This is a genomic window from Sphingorhabdus sp. YGSMI21 (genome assembly GCF_002776575.1).
GTDB lineage: Bacteria > Pseudomonadota > Alphaproteobacteria > Sphingomonadales > Sphingomonadaceae > Parasphingorhabdus.
Map to the genome: position 1 here is coordinate 1409323 of NZ_CP022548.1, position 16262 is coordinate 1425584.

At 56.5% G+C, this 16262-nt stretch carries 16 protein-coding genes; 10 read left to right on the forward strand and 6 right to left on the reverse strand.

All coding sequences use genetic code 11. The features are described 5' to 3' along the window. Nucleotides 1-8: 8 nt before the first annotated feature. The 6 genes from CHN51_RS06895 to bphC form a co-directional block, all read right to left on the reverse strand. On the reverse strand, nucleotides 9-2483 hold the full coding sequence (locus tag CHN51_RS06895) for a TonB-dependent receptor (protein ID WP_240616890.1): 2475 nt from the start codon (nucleotides 2481-2483) through the stop codon (nucleotides 9-11). 589 nt (nucleotides 2484-3072) lie between these two features. Further along, nucleotides 3073-3666: a 2-hydroxychromene-2-carboxylate isomerase gene (locus CHN51_RS06905; protein WP_100093362.1), complete on the reverse strand. Its 594-nt coding sequence runs from the start codon at nucleotides 3664-3666 to the stop codon at nucleotides 3073-3075. Next, nucleotides 3663-4925, reverse strand: a complete 1263-nt coding sequence (locus CHN51_RS06910; protein WP_100093363.1) for a Rieske 2Fe-2S domain-containing protein — start codon at nucleotides 4923-4925, stop codon at nucleotides 3663-3665. The genes CHN51_RS06905 and CHN51_RS06910 overlap by 4 nt, the downstream gene beginning before the upstream one ends. A gap of 22 nt (nucleotides 4926-4947) precedes the next feature. Further along, complete coding sequence (locus CHN51_RS06915) at nucleotides 4948-5436, reverse strand: aromatic-ring-hydroxylating dioxygenase subunit beta (RefSeq protein WP_100093364.1); 489 nt, start codon at nucleotides 5434-5436, stop codon at nucleotides 4948-4950. 1 nt (nucleotide 5437) lies between these two features. Beyond that, nucleotides 5438-5764 (reverse strand): non-heme iron oxygenase ferredoxin subunit, encoded by a 327-nt coding sequence (locus tag CHN51_RS06920; RefSeq protein ID WP_100093365.1) that lies wholly within the window; start codon nucleotides 5762-5764, stop codon nucleotides 5438-5440. Nucleotides 5765-5818: 54 nt separating this feature from the next. Continuing rightward, nucleotides 5819-6718 carry a biphenyl-2,3-diol 1,2-dioxygenase gene (gene bphC / locus CHN51_RS06925; RefSeq protein ID WP_100093366.1) on the reverse strand — a complete coding sequence of 300 codons (900 nt, stop codon included), beginning with the start codon at nucleotides 6716-6718 and terminating at the stop codon, nucleotides 5819-5821. Nucleotides 6719-7018: 300 nt separating this feature from the next. On the opposite strand from bphC, the gene CHN51_RS06930 reads away from it, so the two are divergent. From CHN51_RS06930 to CHN51_RS06975, 10 genes are all read left to right on the forward strand, one after another. After that, nucleotides 7019-8431, forward strand: a complete 1413-nt coding sequence (locus CHN51_RS06930; RefSeq protein ID WP_100093367.1) for an SRPBCC family protein — start codon at nucleotides 7019-7021, stop codon at nucleotides 8429-8431. After that, complete coding sequence (locus CHN51_RS06935) at nucleotides 8428-8922, forward strand: aromatic-ring-hydroxylating dioxygenase subunit beta (RefSeq protein ID WP_100093368.1); 495 nt, start codon at nucleotides 8428-8430, stop codon at nucleotides 8920-8922. The genes CHN51_RS06930 and CHN51_RS06935 overlap by 4 nt, the downstream gene beginning before the upstream one ends. Then, nucleotides 8906-9922: a 4-hydroxythreonine-4-phosphate dehydrogenase PdxA gene (locus tag CHN51_RS06940; protein WP_100093369.1), complete on the forward strand. Its 1017-nt coding sequence runs from the start codon at nucleotides 8906-8908 to the stop codon at nucleotides 9920-9922. Before CHN51_RS06935 ends, CHN51_RS06940 begins: the two co-directional genes overlap by 17 nt. Further along, nucleotides 9919-11199: an aromatic ring-hydroxylating dioxygenase subunit alpha gene (locus CHN51_RS06945; protein WP_100093370.1), complete on the forward strand. Its 1281-nt coding sequence runs from the start codon at nucleotides 9919-9921 to the stop codon at nucleotides 11197-11199. Before CHN51_RS06940 ends, CHN51_RS06945 begins: the two co-directional genes overlap by 4 nt. Next, complete coding sequence (locus tag CHN51_RS06950; protein WP_100093371.1) at nucleotides 11196-11675, forward strand: aromatic-ring-hydroxylating dioxygenase subunit beta; 480 nt, start codon at nucleotides 11196-11198, stop codon at nucleotides 11673-11675. The genes CHN51_RS06945 and CHN51_RS06950 overlap by 4 nt, the downstream gene beginning before the upstream one ends. 40 nt (nucleotides 11676-11715) lie before the next feature. After that, on the forward strand, nucleotides 11716-12321 hold the full coding sequence (gstA, locus tag CHN51_RS06955) for a glutathione transferase GstA (RefSeq protein WP_100093372.1): 606 nt from the start codon (nucleotides 11716-11718) through the stop codon (nucleotides 12319-12321). Nucleotides 12322-12560: 239 nt separating this feature from the next. Further along, the gene (locus CHN51_RS06960; protein ID WP_346426342.1) at nucleotides 12561-13358 is read left to right on the forward strand and encodes an alpha/beta hydrolase; all 798 of its coding nucleotides are present in this window, start codon (nucleotides 12561-12563) and stop codon (nucleotides 13356-13358) included. Nucleotides 13359-13377: 19 nt separating this feature from the next. Then, a complete protein-coding gene (locus tag CHN51_RS06965; protein ID WP_100093374.1) occupies nucleotides 13378-14301 on the forward strand; it encodes a catechol 2,3-dioxygenase in 924 nt (307 codons plus the stop codon). 14 nt (nucleotides 14302-14315) lie between these two features. Then, complete coding sequence (locus tag CHN51_RS06970) at nucleotides 14316-14735, forward strand: heme-binding protein (protein ID WP_240616891.1); 420 nt, start codon at nucleotides 14316-14318, stop codon at nucleotides 14733-14735. Nucleotides 14736-14774: 39 nt separating this feature from the next. After that, nucleotides 14775-16259 carry a 2-hydroxymuconic semialdehyde dehydrogenase gene (locus CHN51_RS06975; protein WP_100093376.1) on the forward strand — a complete coding sequence of 495 codons (1485 nt, stop codon included), beginning with the start codon at nucleotides 14775-14777 and terminating at the stop codon, nucleotides 16257-16259. The last annotated feature ends 3 nt before the right edge of the window (nucleotides 16260-16262 follow it).

Here is a 16262-nt window from a genome sequence, read left to right on the forward strand (position 1 = left end):
CGCAAGTGTCAATATTCATAACCGATCTTGAGGAACCATTCCCGTGGGCGGGAATATGTCGCCAATGCAACGCCGCCAACATTCAGATCGACATATCCACCTTGGATGTAACGCTCATCAGTCAGATTGGTGACGCCTGCGGTAATCGTGATCTGATCTCCGGGGACGGTGTACGAAGCGTTCGCACCGAACACGCTGTAAGCGGGTTGGTACAGTTGCGGGCTGTTCACAGCGTCCTTGAAAGTACCGCTCTGATGGTACCAATCGCCGCGGATTACCAGCTTGCCGTTTTCGTTGTCGAATGCAGTCGCATTTGCTGCAACGGTTCCTGTCCACTCAGGCACGAAAGCGAACTTGGAGTCGACTGTAACAGGAAACGCGCTCGGATCCACCGAGCGATAGCCAGCATCCAGATAACCCACGCCATAGTCAATCCGCAGCCAATCGGTCGGTGCGGCCTGTCCCTCGATTTCAAAGCCTTTGATCCGTCCTTTACCACCGTTGCGAACCTTGGGTGCAATGCCCTCGTTAACGACGATCTGGATATCGGAATAATCAGACTGGAACACCGCCAGGTTCAGCCGCACGCGTCGATCGAACAACTCGGTCTTGAGGCCGACCTCGTAGGACTCGACGAATTCAGGCGTGAAGGCGGGGGTTACCAGTTCGCCCGGGAAGATACGCTGGCTGAAGCCACCGTTCTTGAAGCCCTTTGAATAAGAGGCATAGCCCATGACATCGTCGCTGAACTTGTAGTTTGCCGATACCGCCGGGGTCCATTCCTTGGCCTTGGCGGAAACCTCCACCGCCGGGAGAGTGTGGTTACCGCCCGGATTGGTTGCCGAGGGAACGCAGGACGGATCAGGGAACCCATTGGGCAGGAGCTGCGGTACGTCCTTTCCGACGATGCATCGACTATACTGTATGAATACGCCATCGGGGTATGGGGGCAGTAAGCCGGCGGTATAATCGCGGGTAATGACCTGTGCCGAAGGATCGAAGCGCTTTATTTCGTCAGTGTAACGAATGCCTGGTGTTATTGACAGACGATCCGTAACTTCGAACGTTGCCTGCAAGAAGCCGGCGTAGCTGTCGTTGTTGATCTTGCCGCCGCTGAAAAAATTGGCGAAGCCAAACCGCAATGGCTCGATATCCTCACCTTTTTCTTTCAGGTAAAAACCACCTAAGGTAAATTTAATTCGGTCGTCCAGCACACTTCCGACCAGCTGAAGCTCCTGCGATGCCTGCCACAGGTCGATATTGTTGGTGAGCTGCAACACCTCGAAGGGAGTCGCGTCAAAGTCGAATTCGATGGTTGATTTCTGGTTGCGATAGGCGCTGATCGACTTGAGGGTTACATTCCCAAAGTCATATTCCATCGTCAGGTTCGTCCCCCACAAATCAAAATCGGATTGGTTGGGCCCGCCGGCCCACGTAGTATCGATGTCACCGGTAACCCAGCGAGAGGAGACACAGTTGGGATTATCTACGGGTGCCAGTTCGCCGGGAGCACCGCACTGACCGGCCCCGCCGCCAAGCTTGTTGTATCCAAAATTTGAACTGGGGAAAGCGAATGTACCGTTGGGAGTGGTAACGATCTGCAACAGATCGGGCGAATCCCGGTTCTCGACAAGAGTGCTTGCTGCGGTCGCTTCGCGTCGGATGTTAACGTCGCCCGCCAGGGTCGCGGTGAAAACATCGTTTGGTTCCCACTTGAAGGCTACGCGTCCCGCGAAACTGTCCTTGTCGCCTTGGCGGTCACCGTCAACCAGCCGAAGCTGGTAGCCGTCGCGCGTTTCATAGGATGCGACCGCTCGCATGGCGAGCGTGTCGCTGATGGGGATATTAATGATACCCTTGATGTCAGCCCGGTTGAACCGACCGGTGGCTGCCTCGAGTTTGAGTTCAAATTCGTCGGAAGGCTCACGGCTGTTGACAATGATCGCGCCGCCAATGGTGTTTTTTCCGAAGAGCGTTCCTTGGGGCCCACGAAGAATCTGTACACTTCCGATATCGGCCATGTCGAGCAGGCCGCCAACCGAACGAGATACGTAAACGCCATCAACATAGATGCCAACGCCAGGGTCAACCGTGATATTGAAATCGGTCTGACCAACGCCTCGGATAAATGCGGTGAGCGATGCGCTTGATCCGGAGATATTCCCTACCGGCTGAATATTAACGTTCGGCGCGTAGGAAGCGACCTGCGCGACATTGGCGATCTGTCGGTTCTCAATCATGTCCCCGCTCATCGCGGTAATTGCGATTGGGGTTTCCTGCGCGTTTTCTTCGCGTTTGCGTGCCGTTACCACAATTACGTCGAGGCCGGCTTCGCGCTGCTCAACAGGTGTTTCAGTATTTGCTGCTACATCGGCATTTGCTGCGTCCTGAGCCAAAGCGGGCCCCGATGACACGGCCATTGCCAAACCGCTGGCCGCTAAGAGCAATGCCCCTTTGCCAATATTATAGATATTATTATTCATTTCTCTCTCCCTAATATTAAATAATGATTGTTTTTGTTTCTCTACCACTTATTTATTATTCTAATACATTAGAATTTTGTTTCGAATGTCACACCGACTTTGCGGTAAGGCTCGTAAAACCCGGCGGTCGACTGCCTCCAACCCGTTCCACCTCCACAGATCTATCGAGGTCGCCGCCGATTCAGTCTGATAGACGCTATCCACATAGGTGGCGATGTTCGGTTCGTCCCTATCGCGATGCCGGTTGAGCCGACGCCGCGAACGACCGGCTGAAACACGCCCATGTTGCGGCTACCGACAAAGGCGGGCACGACTTGAGTGAGAGTGCGCACCGTAGATACATCCGCCGAAGCATGCGCATCGCCGGCGAGAGCAGTCACAACATCCTGCAACTCTGCCTCGCGAGGGATAGCGGTAACGCCGATGTCGGCGAGGACCGAGAGATCAGCCTGTTCTGCGGGTTGTCCGGCCTTAGCTACTTGCGTCCAAGCACAGGGAGCGCCAATGACAAGGGCAGAACCACACCAAGCTATCGCGAACGTTCTAAGTCCCTTTCTTGCCATAACAACCCCTCCCATTCTAAACTATATTATTGGTTAACAAGCAGGTAAGTTTCGAGAAAATCAAGGCGATCGTTGCCCCAGAATATCTGATCATCGACAAACATCATCGGCGCGCCGAATACGCCTCTTTGGTAGGCTTGAGCGCGCACCTTACGATATTCGCTCTGGCCGGTTGGCGATGCGATGAATTCGCACAATGCATCGGCGTCGAGTCCGACTTCGTCGGCACAACTGCGCAGCTCGTTGAGATCACCAGGATCGGTCCCGAGTCCCCAGATTCTGTGGTACGCCGCTGTAACAAATGCTTCGGCCTGGCCCTGGCTGCGGGCGTAAAGCACCGCACAGTTCCAGTCCGCGCAGGCGAAGCTCGCGGGAAATTTCAATGGTGCCGCGTACTTGACTGCCCAACGCTCGAGATCGGCCATCATGACCTCTATTTTCGGCGCAACTTCACGGTTGGACGGGCCATAGTTGCCAGCGGCAATCTTTGCCTCCGGAATGTCGATCGGCCAATATTCGATTGTACAGCCGGTCCTGTGGGCCAGGTCCGGCAACTTCAACTGTGCGAGGTAGCTGAAGGGACTGATGAAATCGAAATAGAAATCGATCGTTCTGGTCATGGCATGGTTCCGTAGCCCACCAGCTTCTCGTAGTTGTGCCAGAACCCAATGATGGCGCCTTCGGTGACCAGATGGTCCGCATCATCCGGGCGACCGCCGCCCATGGCGATGTAAGATGCCGCGTCGTGTTCGCCTATGATAGCTCTCTGCACGATCTCGACCGCTTCGCCATCTTCCATAGAGACCAGCCCGGCCGGACCGATCAGGTTGGTTTGCTTTGTCCGGATCGCTTGCATCTCGGCATCATCATCAGCGTAGCCAAAATGGGTCCAGACGAGCTCGAAGCCATCGGTGCCCTTGGTTACGATCTGCCTTACCGCTAGAGTGTTCTGGATTTGCTGGAGCACCAGGTTCGGGAACACGGCAAGGATGACGAGGGTCACACCATCGTCGAATTCCTGCCTGCCTTTCAGGAGTGACATGTCCTGCAGCTTGAACTCGGTGTCAAAGGTGCGAGAATCCCCATAGGCCTGCTTATCTGCGGCATCGTCGTTACTAGAGGCAATCGAGTAAAGCAGCGAATGGCGCTTGCTCGCGTCCATCACGCTCTTGCCCGTCTGTGTGGAGCGGTAGAGCCCGAAAGTATTATGGAACAGGTGGAGCAAACTCGCGTGATAAGGATCGCGGGTGTTCTCCGCATAAAGCTTCCAGTTGCCGTGAACATGCTGGCGCTGGTCTCCAAGAACCTTGATCGGCTTGCACATGATACGTTCGATGTGCTCGATCACGATCGGCCCCAAAAAGTCACGCAGCGGCTCTACAGTCTGCGAGAAGCTGGCGAAGACCAGCCCGCCCACAGAATCTGCGCGCAGCTTTTTGAGACCATGCTGCTTCATGTCGAAGTCGCCCGGCATGCCGCCCTGACCCTTAAGCCCGCGCCGGAACGGAACCCCGATCAGATTGCCTTCCAAATCATAGGCCCACTGATGATATACGCATTCCAGAGTGGGCCGGTTGCCGCGTATCTCGCGGCAGACCAAGGCACCGCGGTGGGCGCAGCGGTTAACCACGACATGGACTTTTCCGTCGCTGCCTCGGGTAACTATTACCGGGGTCTCACCAATGAAGGTCGACTTGAAGTCTCCAGGCTCTGGAACTTCCGCTTCCAGGGCAACGAAAGACCAGGTTTCACCTTGAAAGATGCTCTCCTGCTCTCGCTGATAATATTCCGGATCGGTGAATACCCGATAAGGTACACGGTAGCCAGCGACATCCGCCGTTTCTGAAGACTCTCTGTTTTTAAGCGTTGTTTCTGCCATAACTAAATTTCCATGATAAGGATCAGATTGGACGAACCATCATTGTATCGATGACATTTGTGTCAAAAACAGCAACCTTCGATATAAAAAGAGGGTGGCCTCCGCTGCAATCGATCTCGTCAATATACTTCCCAGCATTGTATATTTCGGTGTGCCCGTCCGCGCGCGTCATGAATACGGCGTAGTTGGTTTGTGCCGTGACTTTTAATTCATGTTCTGACACGATGCGGGTAGGCCCAAGGATATGGCGATAGCTGTGGACCGGGAAGATATTTGCCTTGCGCAGCGATATGATGCGGTCGACCAGCATGCCCTTGCTGTCACAAAATATCGCCGAGAGGCTCAGATTGCGCTCATGGTTCTCGCGCGCGATAACCTTGTAAATGCAATCGTCTGCGAACAGCTCTGGCCATTCCTCAAGTCGATCATCATCTATCCACTCGGCGTGGATGGCGTTGAGTTCGGTTGCAAGCTGCTGCAAGCGAATCCGCTCGAAAATGGTCGGGTCCATTTCAGGCCACTCCGTCCGGTTGGTCGATCCAAACCCACTCGTCGTCGATTGTGACGGAGTAAGTCTTGATTGCAACCTGACAAGGAAAGGCCTTTGCCGCCCCAGTGGCAATATCGAACGAGCCACCATGAAACGGACATTCGATGATGCCGTCATCCTGGTACCCATCGGTCAGCATGGCGTTTCCGTGGGTGCACATGTTGTCGGTGACGTAGATGTCCCCGTTAACATTGTAAACAGCAAGCGCCGGCAGGTCATCCAGAAACACGCCGACCGGTTCGCCGTCCTTGACGTCGGCAACTGGGCAAAGGCGTATCTTATTTAACATTGTGCTATGTAATCCTCTGAAATATTTAGTGTAACAACTGATCCAAAGCCCCTCTCACATGAGAGGAATATCCATGCCGTATCCCTCGGCTTCATTACCGTGGCCGAAAATGTCGCGGGTATAGAATTCCTGCTGGGAAGGAGCCTTGCGGGCACCCCAGCCAAATTCCCACAGCCAGCCAGAGGGGTTGGCGCAGTAGAAGGTGAGAGCCTGGTCGTTGGCATGCTTGCCGAGCTGAAGCGCGACATCGATCTGTTGCTCGCGCACGATGTCGTGGGCGAGCCCGAGGTCGTCGAGTTCGGTATATTCAAACATCAGATGGTTGATGCGCTTTTCCATCGGGCCGAGCCCGAATGCGACAGAGTGCTGCCGCTCGTTACAGTGCATGAAGTACGGGGAGGCAACCATGTCGTTGGGCAGGTGCAATTGGTATTCAACCGATCCGCGCAGTCCCAACAGACGGTAAAACGCGGCCGCGGCTTCGACATCATCCTGCCGCAGGATGCAGTGACCTACCCCCTCCGATCCAGTGAGGAACTTGCCGAACATGGCCCGTCCGGGGTGGAAGGGCTTGTGGGCATCCACTTGCGGGCCGTAGAATATTTCGGTGGGGTTCCCCGCGGGATCGAGCAGCTTGGCGAGGCCAAGAACGCGGCGCTCACGCGCTTCGCCTTCGCTCGCAATTGTCACATCGACTCCGGCGCTGGTCAACTTTTCGACCATCGCCTCGAACTCGGTCGGATCACCAACCCGCCAGCCCATGTAGGCCAGATCGTCAGTGTCACCTTTGTGCAGCGCAATGCGATGATGCCACAGATCCATGCGCAGGTAGATACGATCGGCTTCGCCTTCATCAACGATTTCCATTCCGGCAACCTGACTTGCGTAGGCGCGCCACGCATCAAGGTCCGTAACAGACAAGCCCAAGTATCCAAGTTCGGTGACCGATGACATTGACTGATTCTCCCCTAAATCTTTAGCCTTGAACGTTCTGTCCAACGAAACCGGCGTCGCCATTTTTGCGATTTCGACCATCCGATTCTGTGGGTCTCATAGCCTAAGATTTCTCACTGTGCAATACGTTGCATATAATAAATTCTTGGTGTATGAAGCCGATGGTTAAGCTGACAGGTCGATTCGTTGTTCGATGGCTTCTCCGCGTTTCCGGTGACGCGGGCGTGGGAAGTTCATCGGGACTAGGGATTTCGGGCGCGGCATCTGACTAGAATCTATGATATCCGGGAGAGATCAGACATGAATGCGACGGAAAAGCTGGATGGGCGCATTGCCGACTTGCAGGTCCTACGGGGCCGGCTACAATCCTGGCTGGTCAAGGACCAGACGCGCGGCGTATACCAGGTTGACCGTGCCTCCTTCACCGACCCCGACATATTTGAGCTCGAGCTCAAATATGTTTTCGAATGCAACTGGGTGTTCGTCGCGCATGAGAGTCAAGTCGCCAAGAAGAATGATTTTCTTACGACGAAGATCGGCAGAGTGCCTGTCATTATCACGCGTGATAATGCGGGGGTTCTTCGCGGAATGGTCAATGCATGCGCACACCGGGGCACCCGTGTCTGCCGTGAGAAGGCTGGCAATAAAAAGAACTTTATGTGCCCGTTTCATGGATGGACCTATTCGTCGGCAGGTGATTTGCTTGATGTCACGGAAGAAGCGGCGGGCGGCTATGCGCCTGGCTTCGACAAGTCTGATTTCGGTTTGCCGCAAATTGCGCGCCTTGAAAGCTATCGCGGCTTCATCTTCGCGAGCCTTTCCGACGACGTCTTGCCACTTGAGGATTATCTTGCCGGGTCCAAGGCGTTCATCGACCTGCTTGTCGATCAATCCCAAAGCGGAGAGCTTGAGGTAATCCCTGGCGCGACCCGGTATCGTTATCAGGGCAACTGGAAGATGCAGGTTGAAAACGGTCTGGACGGATACCACGTCAGCACCGTCCACGCCAACTACTTCATGACCGTTCAACGGCGTGTCCAGGGCGAATCGAAAAACGATACCAAGGCGATCGATTTTGCCAATTTCAATCGGCAGGATGGCGGCTCGTTCTCTTTCAAGAATGGCCATACGGTCCTGTGGGCTGACTATGCCAATTTCAAGGACCGACCGAATTTCGAGGTGCTCGACTGGCTAACAGCCAACCACGGGGAGGAAAAAGCGTTGTGGATGAACAAACGGATCCGCAACCTTCAGCTTTTTCCCAACGTGTTCCTGATGGACCAGACCAGCAGCCAGATTCGAATCATTCACCCGGTGTCGGTTGATGAGACGGAAGTCACGACCTATTGCATCGCGCCTGTTGGCGAAAGTTCGGAGGCCCGCGCCTTGCGGATTAGGCAATATGAAGACTTTTTCAACGCCAGCGGAATGGCGACTCCCGACGATTTGACCGAGTTCAACAACTGCCAGACCGGTTTCGCCAGAGGCGAAGGCCGAATGAACGACATGTCGCGCGGCGCTCCCAGATGGGAGAAGGACGCTGGACATTTCGGTGCAGGACTGGGTGTGGACGCCGTCCTCAGCAGTCCCGCCGTAGCCGACGAAGGCCTTTATGTTGCAATCCATGATGAGTGGGCGAACCGCATGAATGCGGCGATCGATCGCGAAAGCGCTGAACTGATGGCCTTTGGGGACAAGGAGGTGATTTCGTGAGCGACGTGGACGCAAGATGGCTCTCGGTGTGGCGTTTTCTTGGGCGAGAGGCCCAGGCGCTCGACGAGAAGGACTGGGATTGCTGGCTCGCGCTCTACCACGAGGATGCCGAATATTGGGTGCCTGCCTGGGACGACAGCGAGCGACTGACTGCCGATCCGCAAAGTGAAATCTCGCTGATCTATTATCATAACCGGGGCGGTCTGGAAGATCGGGTGTTTCGCATCCGGACTGGCCGGTCCTCGGCCAGCTCGCCTGCTCCGCGCACACAGCATATGTTTAGCCTTCTATCGGTAGAGGAGGCGGACGTTGCCTTGCAGGTGCGAACTTCTTGGACCGTGACCTCCGTGCTTGAAGGAGATGTCACCGTCTACAGCGGATCGGCCCAATACGACCTCCTGCCGGAAGCCGATTCCTATGTAATCAAACGCAAGAAGACGATCGTAATCAACGACGTCGCAAGGACCATGCTCGATGTCTACAGCATCTGACCGGCCAATGGTCTCACCAGGCGCCCGGCAAATTGTCGGAACAATGATTGGCGATCCTGCCGGAATTGGACCCGAAGTCACGGTCAAGGCACTTGCGAGCGGGCAAGTTCACGAAGTGTCGGTCCCGGTTCTGGTCGGGTCGTCTGCGGCCGTGGAGCGGGCCATCGACATGACTGGGGTCAAAGCGCGCGTGCGTGCCATGAAGTCTCTCGAGACGCCCAGTGACGATCCGGGCGTGATTGATGTGATCGACACAGGTGCTTTGCCGGCCGGGGTCCTGCCGTTGGGCGAAGACACCGAGGCTGCGGGGCACGCGACGGCGCAGTGGCTTGATGAGCTTGATGCGCTGGCGCGGGACGGATCCTTCGCGGCGACGATCATGGGACCTATCAGCACCGATTCGCTGAAGATGGCCGGCAAGCTGGACAAGGTTATCAGCCCCACGCCCGGCGAGAGCTATCTCGTTTTGCTGACCGGCCCCTTGCGGGTCGCGCATCTGACCGATCATATGTCCTTGCGTCAGGTGATCGATGTCATATCGGCTGATCTGGTGGCCAAGGCCATCGGTCAGGTGAATGATGCCATGCAGTCGTGGGGCATTGCCAAACCGCGCATTGCGGTTGCCGGGCTTAATCCCCACGCCATGGGCGATGAGGAGCGGCTGGCCATCGCACCGGGTGTCGAGCGGGCCAAGGCCATGGGGATTGCCGTCGAAGGACCGGTCGCGCCGGATTCAGTCTTCCGTCAGTGCATCGAAGGCCGCTACGACATGGTCCTCGCGATGTTCCACGATCAGGGCCATATTGCTGTCAAGACCTGGGGATTTTCCGGCAACTGCGTAATCATGATGGGGCCGCCCTATCTCCACATGTCGGTCGCCCATGGCACTGCCTACGACATTGTCGGTTCAGGCAAGGCGGATGCGGCGATGATGCTGAGCGCGATGCGCACCTGTGGACGGCTCGCATCGGGACAGGGATTTGAAGGAGAAGCGAAATGAATTCTCACTTACGGGTCGAGGCCCAGCAATCTATTCCCACAGCGGTCGACTATAAGGTCTATCACGACCCGGAAGTCTTCGCTGCGGAGCAGCGCAATGTCTTCAAAGGTCGCATCTGGTGCTACCTAGGACTAGAAGCAGAAATTCCCAATGCGGGGGATTTTCGGGCGAGCTTTGTCGGTGAAACACCCGTGGTTCTGGTGCGCGGGCAGGAAGACAAAATTTTCGCTTGGGTTAACCGGTGCGCGCACAAGGGGGCGACCGTGTGCCGCTCGCTGCGCGGCAACCAGGCCGATGGCGCTTTCGTCTGTGTCTACCATCAGTGGGCCTACGATGCCGAAGGAGCGCTGGTGGGCGTGCCTTTCCGGCGCGGAATGAAGGGTGTGGGGGGCTATGACAAGGAATTCGATCCAGCCAATCACTCACTCGAAAAGCTGCGGGTGGAAAGCTACAAGGGGATGGTGTTTGGGACGTTTGCGTCTGAGATAGAACCACTTGAGGATTTTCTTGGTCCCGTGATGCGCAAATATATCGACCGGGTTTTCCATCGCCCGATCAAACTATTGGGCTATGCGCGGCAGTATATGGCGGGCAATTGGAAGCTCTATTCCGAAAACAGCCGGGATAGCTATCACGGCGCCTTGCTGCATCTGTTCTACCCAACTTTCGGCATCTATCGTCAAAGCCAGGAAAGCGCAGGTGAACTTGCCGAGCAGGGTTTCCATAACGTCTTTACCGTATCCAAGCCCAATGGCGACATCGACTACACGTCGTTCGGCGACGAAGCCAATCGCGAAATGCAGAGTGCCACGAAACTGCAGGATGACAGACTGCTGCAATTCCGGCCGGAAATCGACGACGATATCGGGCTGCACATCCAGTCGCTGTTCCCGAACGTGGTGCTCCAGCAGATCCAGAACACGCTGGCGACTCGTCAGATCGTGACGCATGGCCCTGACAAGACAGAGCTGGTCTGGACCTATTTCGGATATGCCGACGATGATGAGGAAACAACCCGGCACCGGCTGCGAAACCTGAATCTTGTTGGTCCATCAGGGCTGATCTCGATGGAAGACGGAGAGGCGGTCGAACTTTGCCAGCAAGGCACCGTTGGGGCAGAAGGCAAGTACAATTTCATCGAAATGGGCGGGGACGATGTACGCGGATATTACGCGCCGATGGGTATGGATGAAAACGCAGTGCGCGGATTCTGGAAAGGGTATCTGGAATTGATGGGTGATGCCCTGCCCACTTCTGCCGTGGAGGTGCCCGCATGAACCTGGTCGATCCCGCTCTGCAAGGCTTCGTCGATTCCTTGAACGCTGCTTACGGGTTATGCCTTGATGACGGTCGGCTCGAGGAGTGGCCCGAGTTCTTTGTGGAGGACTGCCTCTATCAGGTGATTGCACGCGAGAATGTTGACAACGGCCTGCCGGCTGCGGTCATGTATTGCGACAGCAAGGGTATGCTGGTCGACCGGGTAGTGGCTTTACGCCAAGCCAATGTATTCCCTGAGCACTTCAGCCGCCACCTGATTTCGCGGGCAGTGATTACCCCGGTCAACGGCAACATGGTGTCTGCAGAGGCCAGCTATGCCGTGCTGCAAACGCGCAATGACGGAGAAACGCGGATTTATAACGCCGGGAAGTACATCGACAAACTATTTGTGGCTGAAGGCTCTGCCAAGCTCGTAAGCCGCACCTGCGTCTATGATACGCATCGCATCGCCACCCTGCTGGCAACGCCCATTTGAGGCGCGAACCATTCGACAACCACAACCAAGGAAACAATCAATGAAGCTTTACTATAGCCCAGGAGCCTGCTCGCTCGCCCCGCACATTGCACTCTATGAAACCGGCGCTAACTTCGACGCCGTCAAGGTCGATCTCGGCTCACGCAAGACCGACGCCGGGGACGATTTTCTTGCCGTCAATCGCGCGGGTAAAGTGCCGGCGCTGGCTCTGAGCACCGGTGAGACCCTGACCGAGAATCCGGCCATTCTACTCTACATCGCCGATCAAAATGACGGAGCTGGCCTGGCTCCGCGTGAGGGCAGCCTCGAGCGCTACCAGCTGCTGAGCCGCCTCGGCTTCCTGTCTTCGGAATTGCACAAGGCTTTCGTCCCGCTGTTCACGCCTGGCACGACGGACGAGGCCAAGGCTGCAGCGACCAAGACCGTGAAAGATCTTCTGGCCGGACTTGATCAGGAAATCGCTGGCAAGGACCATTATGTGGGCGAGGCGTTTAGCGTCGCTGATATCTACCTGTTCGTGATCCTCAGTTGGCCCGCTCATGTCGGCATCGACATGGCAGCTTATCCTGCCCTAGGCGCTTTTGCTGGCAAGATAGCGCAGCGGCCCTCTGTGGGAGCAGCTCTCAAGGCAGAAGGCCTCATCTAAATTTTCTTCGCTCACACCGTGGAGAACAATTGCGACGGTTGCAAATCTTTGGCCTATTGCAAATGCATTTTTTTTGGTGCAATAACAAATTTGGTCTTTAGGAGTAAATCCGGGCGAGTCGGGTTCTTCCGGGAACAAGATTCGTCGGGGTTACCGGAGCCAACATAAAAAAGTTCGGGAGAGATATGATCACCGGTTCGAATGAAGTCGCACGCGCCGAGATCGGCAAATCGCTGGTTATGGATAACTGTGCAACCAATTATCATGATGTCGGCGAAGGCGCGGCGGTTTTACTAGTCCATGGCTCGGGGCCCGGTGTCACCGCTTGGGCCAACTGGCGGCTCAATATGCCCGAACTCGCTAAGCGGTTCCGGGTGATTGCGCCGGATATGTTCGGATTTGGTTATTCCGATTCCAAGGGCCGCATAGAAGACAAACAGATCTGGGTTGATCAGCTGGTGGCTTTGCTCGACAACCTTGGCATCGACAAAGTGTCGATGGTGGGCAATTCGTTCGGTGGCGGCATTACCCTCGCGTTCATGATCGCCCATCCCGATCGGGTCGAGCGCGCAGTATTGATGGGGCCGGCCGGTCTTGAATTCCCGATCACGCCGGCGCTGGATGAAGTCTGGGGCTACGAGCCCTCGGTCGAGGCCATGCGCTCCTCGCTCAAGTATCTTGCCTGGGATCACAGCAGGCTAACTGACGATCTGGTCCAGTCACGATACGAGGCAAGCGTCCGCCCGGGTGCGCATGCACCATATCATACCACCTTCGGCGGCCCAGACCGTCAGCGCAATATTGCGATGCTGGCAAGCCGCGAAGAAGATATTGCCGCGCTGCAGCAGGAGGCGCTGATCCTGCATGGCCGGTCCGATCAGGTCATTCCGCTTGAGTCGAGCGTGCGCTTGGCAAATCTGCTGCCCTGTGCGGACCTGCACGTGTTTGGCGAATGCGGCCATTGGGTTCAGATCGAGCGTATGGCCAGTTTTAACCGAATGGTGTCTGAATTTTTCACTAGCGGCCTCAAGGGCTGACTGAGCAAGGAGAGATGAAATGGCTGTAACTGGAGTAATTCGTCCTGGATACGTGCAACTGCGGGTTCTTGACCTCGACGAGGCCATCAAACATTACCGCGACCGGATTGGTCTCAATCTCGTCAGCGTCGAGGGCGGTCGGGCCTTCTTCCAGGCTTTTGACGAATTCGACCGACACAGTATCATTTTGCGCGAGGCAGATACGGCCGGACTCGACCGAATGGGTTTCAAGGTTGCGAAAGACTCCGATCTTGATCACTTCGCTGAACGCCTGCTCGACTGCGGTGTGCATGTAGACGTCATTTCCGCCGGTGAAGATCCCGGTGTCGGACGTAAGATCCGCTTCAATACCCCAACCGCGCATGTGTTTGACCTATACGCTGAAATGGAGCTGTCCGAAACCGGGCCGGCGGTCCGTAATCCTGATGTCTGGATAGCCGAACCGCGCGGCATGCGCGCGACGCGTTTCGATCACTGTGCGCTAAACGGCGTGGATATCTCCGCGAGCGCCAAGATTTTCGTCGAAGCTCTGGACTTCTCGGTCACCGAGGAACTGGTCGACGAAAGTACGGGGGCACGTCTCGGCATCTTCCTTTCATGCAGCAACAAGGCCCATGATGTCGCCTTTCTGGGCTATCCGGAAGACGGTCGGATCCACCACACTTCATTCAACCTCGAATCCTGGCACGATGTTGGGCACGCGGCTGACATTATCAGTCGCTACGATATTTCGCTCGACATCGGCCCGACGCGCCACGGGATCACTCGCGGCCAGACGATTTACTTCTTTGATCCATCGGGCAACCGCAACGAAACGTTCAGCGGCGGCTATTCCTACTACCCTGACAACCCGCGCCGCATGTGGCAGGCGGAGAATGCGGGCAAGGCGATTTTCTATTATGAAAAGGTGCTGACTGACCGCTTCATGACGGTAAACACCTGAAAATGGACGGTTTAGTGACAATCAGGACAATCGGACATGGCTTGGCTGCGCAAGCGGTTTCGGCCGCTCTCGCCAAGGGCGACGAAACCGGTTGCCCGGTTGCTGCAGCAGTCATCGGGGCAGGCGGCGAGTTGGTGGCTTTGCTTCGCGCGAGCGGCACACCCTTCCCCTCATCGCAAATTGCCCAGGACAAGGCTTATACCGCCGCCAGCTTCCGAGTTCCGACGCCTGAAGTGTACAAGATGGTTTCGGGCAATCCAGCGTTGAGCACCGGGCTAACCGCACGAACGGGAATTGTGATGTTTGGCGGAGGATTGCCGATCGTAATTGACGGCGAATTCGTTGGCGCGATCGGCGTATCGGGTGGGTCCGAAGAAATCGACATTGCCTGCTCCAACGCCGGCCTCTCCGCAATCGGCGGGGCGCAACATTAAACGCCTGGTGCCCCCATTCATTGGAACAATAGTAATCAAATGACTAGCAAAACGTCTCGACCGGTTACCGACACCATTCTCAATTTCATTGGGGGTTCCTTTCGCAAGGGCAGCCAGGGCAAGGCCTTTGCCAACGTCAACCCAGCAACCGGACAAACGATCGGTACCGTCCATGAGGCGAGTGAAGCCGATGTGGCCGACGCAGTGGCAGCGGCCAGGGCAGCGCTTGACGGGCCGTGGGGCAAAATGACAACGGCCGAAAGGGTCAAGTTGATCGTTGCGGTAGCCGACGAGATCGACCGCCGTTCGGGGGATTTTCTTGAGGCGGAGGTCGCCGACACTGGCAAGCCCCGCCACCTGGCTTCGCATATCGATATTCCGCGCGGCGCAGCAAATTTTCGGATGTTCGCCGATGTTATTGCGACGATGCCGAACGAATCTTTCACGACGCCAACGCCCGATGGCGGGCGGGCAATCAATTACGCGGTGCGCAAGCCCAAGGGCGTGATTGCGGTGATATGCCCGTGGAATTTCCCTCTCCTGCTGATGACCTGGAAGGTCGGACCTGCGCTGGCCTGCGGCAACACCGTCGTGATCAAGCCGTCGGAGGAAACCCCACGTACGGCGGCTCTTCTTGGCGAAGTCATGAATAAGGTGGGGGTGCCAGAGGGCGTCTACAACGTAGTGCATGGTTTCGGCGCGGGCTCGGCCGGGGAATATCTGACCACCAACAAGGATGTGGACGCCATAACCTTTACCGGAGAGACCGGGACTGGCCAGGCGATCATGCAGAAGGCTGCGATCGGGGTTCGCGACGTGTCTTTCGAGCTCGGCGGCAAGAACGCGGCGATCGTCTTCGCCGACGCTGATCTCGACAAGGCGATCGAGGGCCTCTCGCGCTCGGTCTTCCTCAACACCGGGCAGGTCTGCCTCGGCACTGAGCGCGTCTATGTCGAGCGACCGCTGTTTGATGAATTCGTCCGGCGGATGACGCTAGCGGCGCAGGCATTCAAGCCCGGTGCCATAGACGATCCGGCCTACCTTGGGCCGCTGAGCAGCGCAGAGCACCGCGAAAAGGTACTCGGCTATTACGCGAAGGCGGTGGAAGAAGGGGCGACGGTTGTCACTGGCGGCGGCGTTCCGGAAGTCGATGGCGATCAGGCGGGCGGCTTCTACGTGGAGCCAACGCTGTGGACCGGCCTAGCTCATGACAGCACGGTGATGCGCGAGGAAATCTTCGGTCCATGCTGCGGCCTGATCCTCTTCGACAGCGAAGACGAGGTCATCGCGCTGGCCAATGACACCGACTACGGACTGTGCGCGACCGTATGGACCGAAAATATCTCGCGCGCGCACCGGGTGGCGGCGGCGATGCAAGTGGGTGTGTGCTGGGTCAATTGCTGGTTCCTGCGCGATTTGCGCACCGCATTCGGCGGATCAGGCCATTCCGGCATTGGGCGGGAGGGCGGTGTTCACAGCCTCGAATTCTACACTGAAACTGAAAACATCTGCGTGAAACTCTGAAAC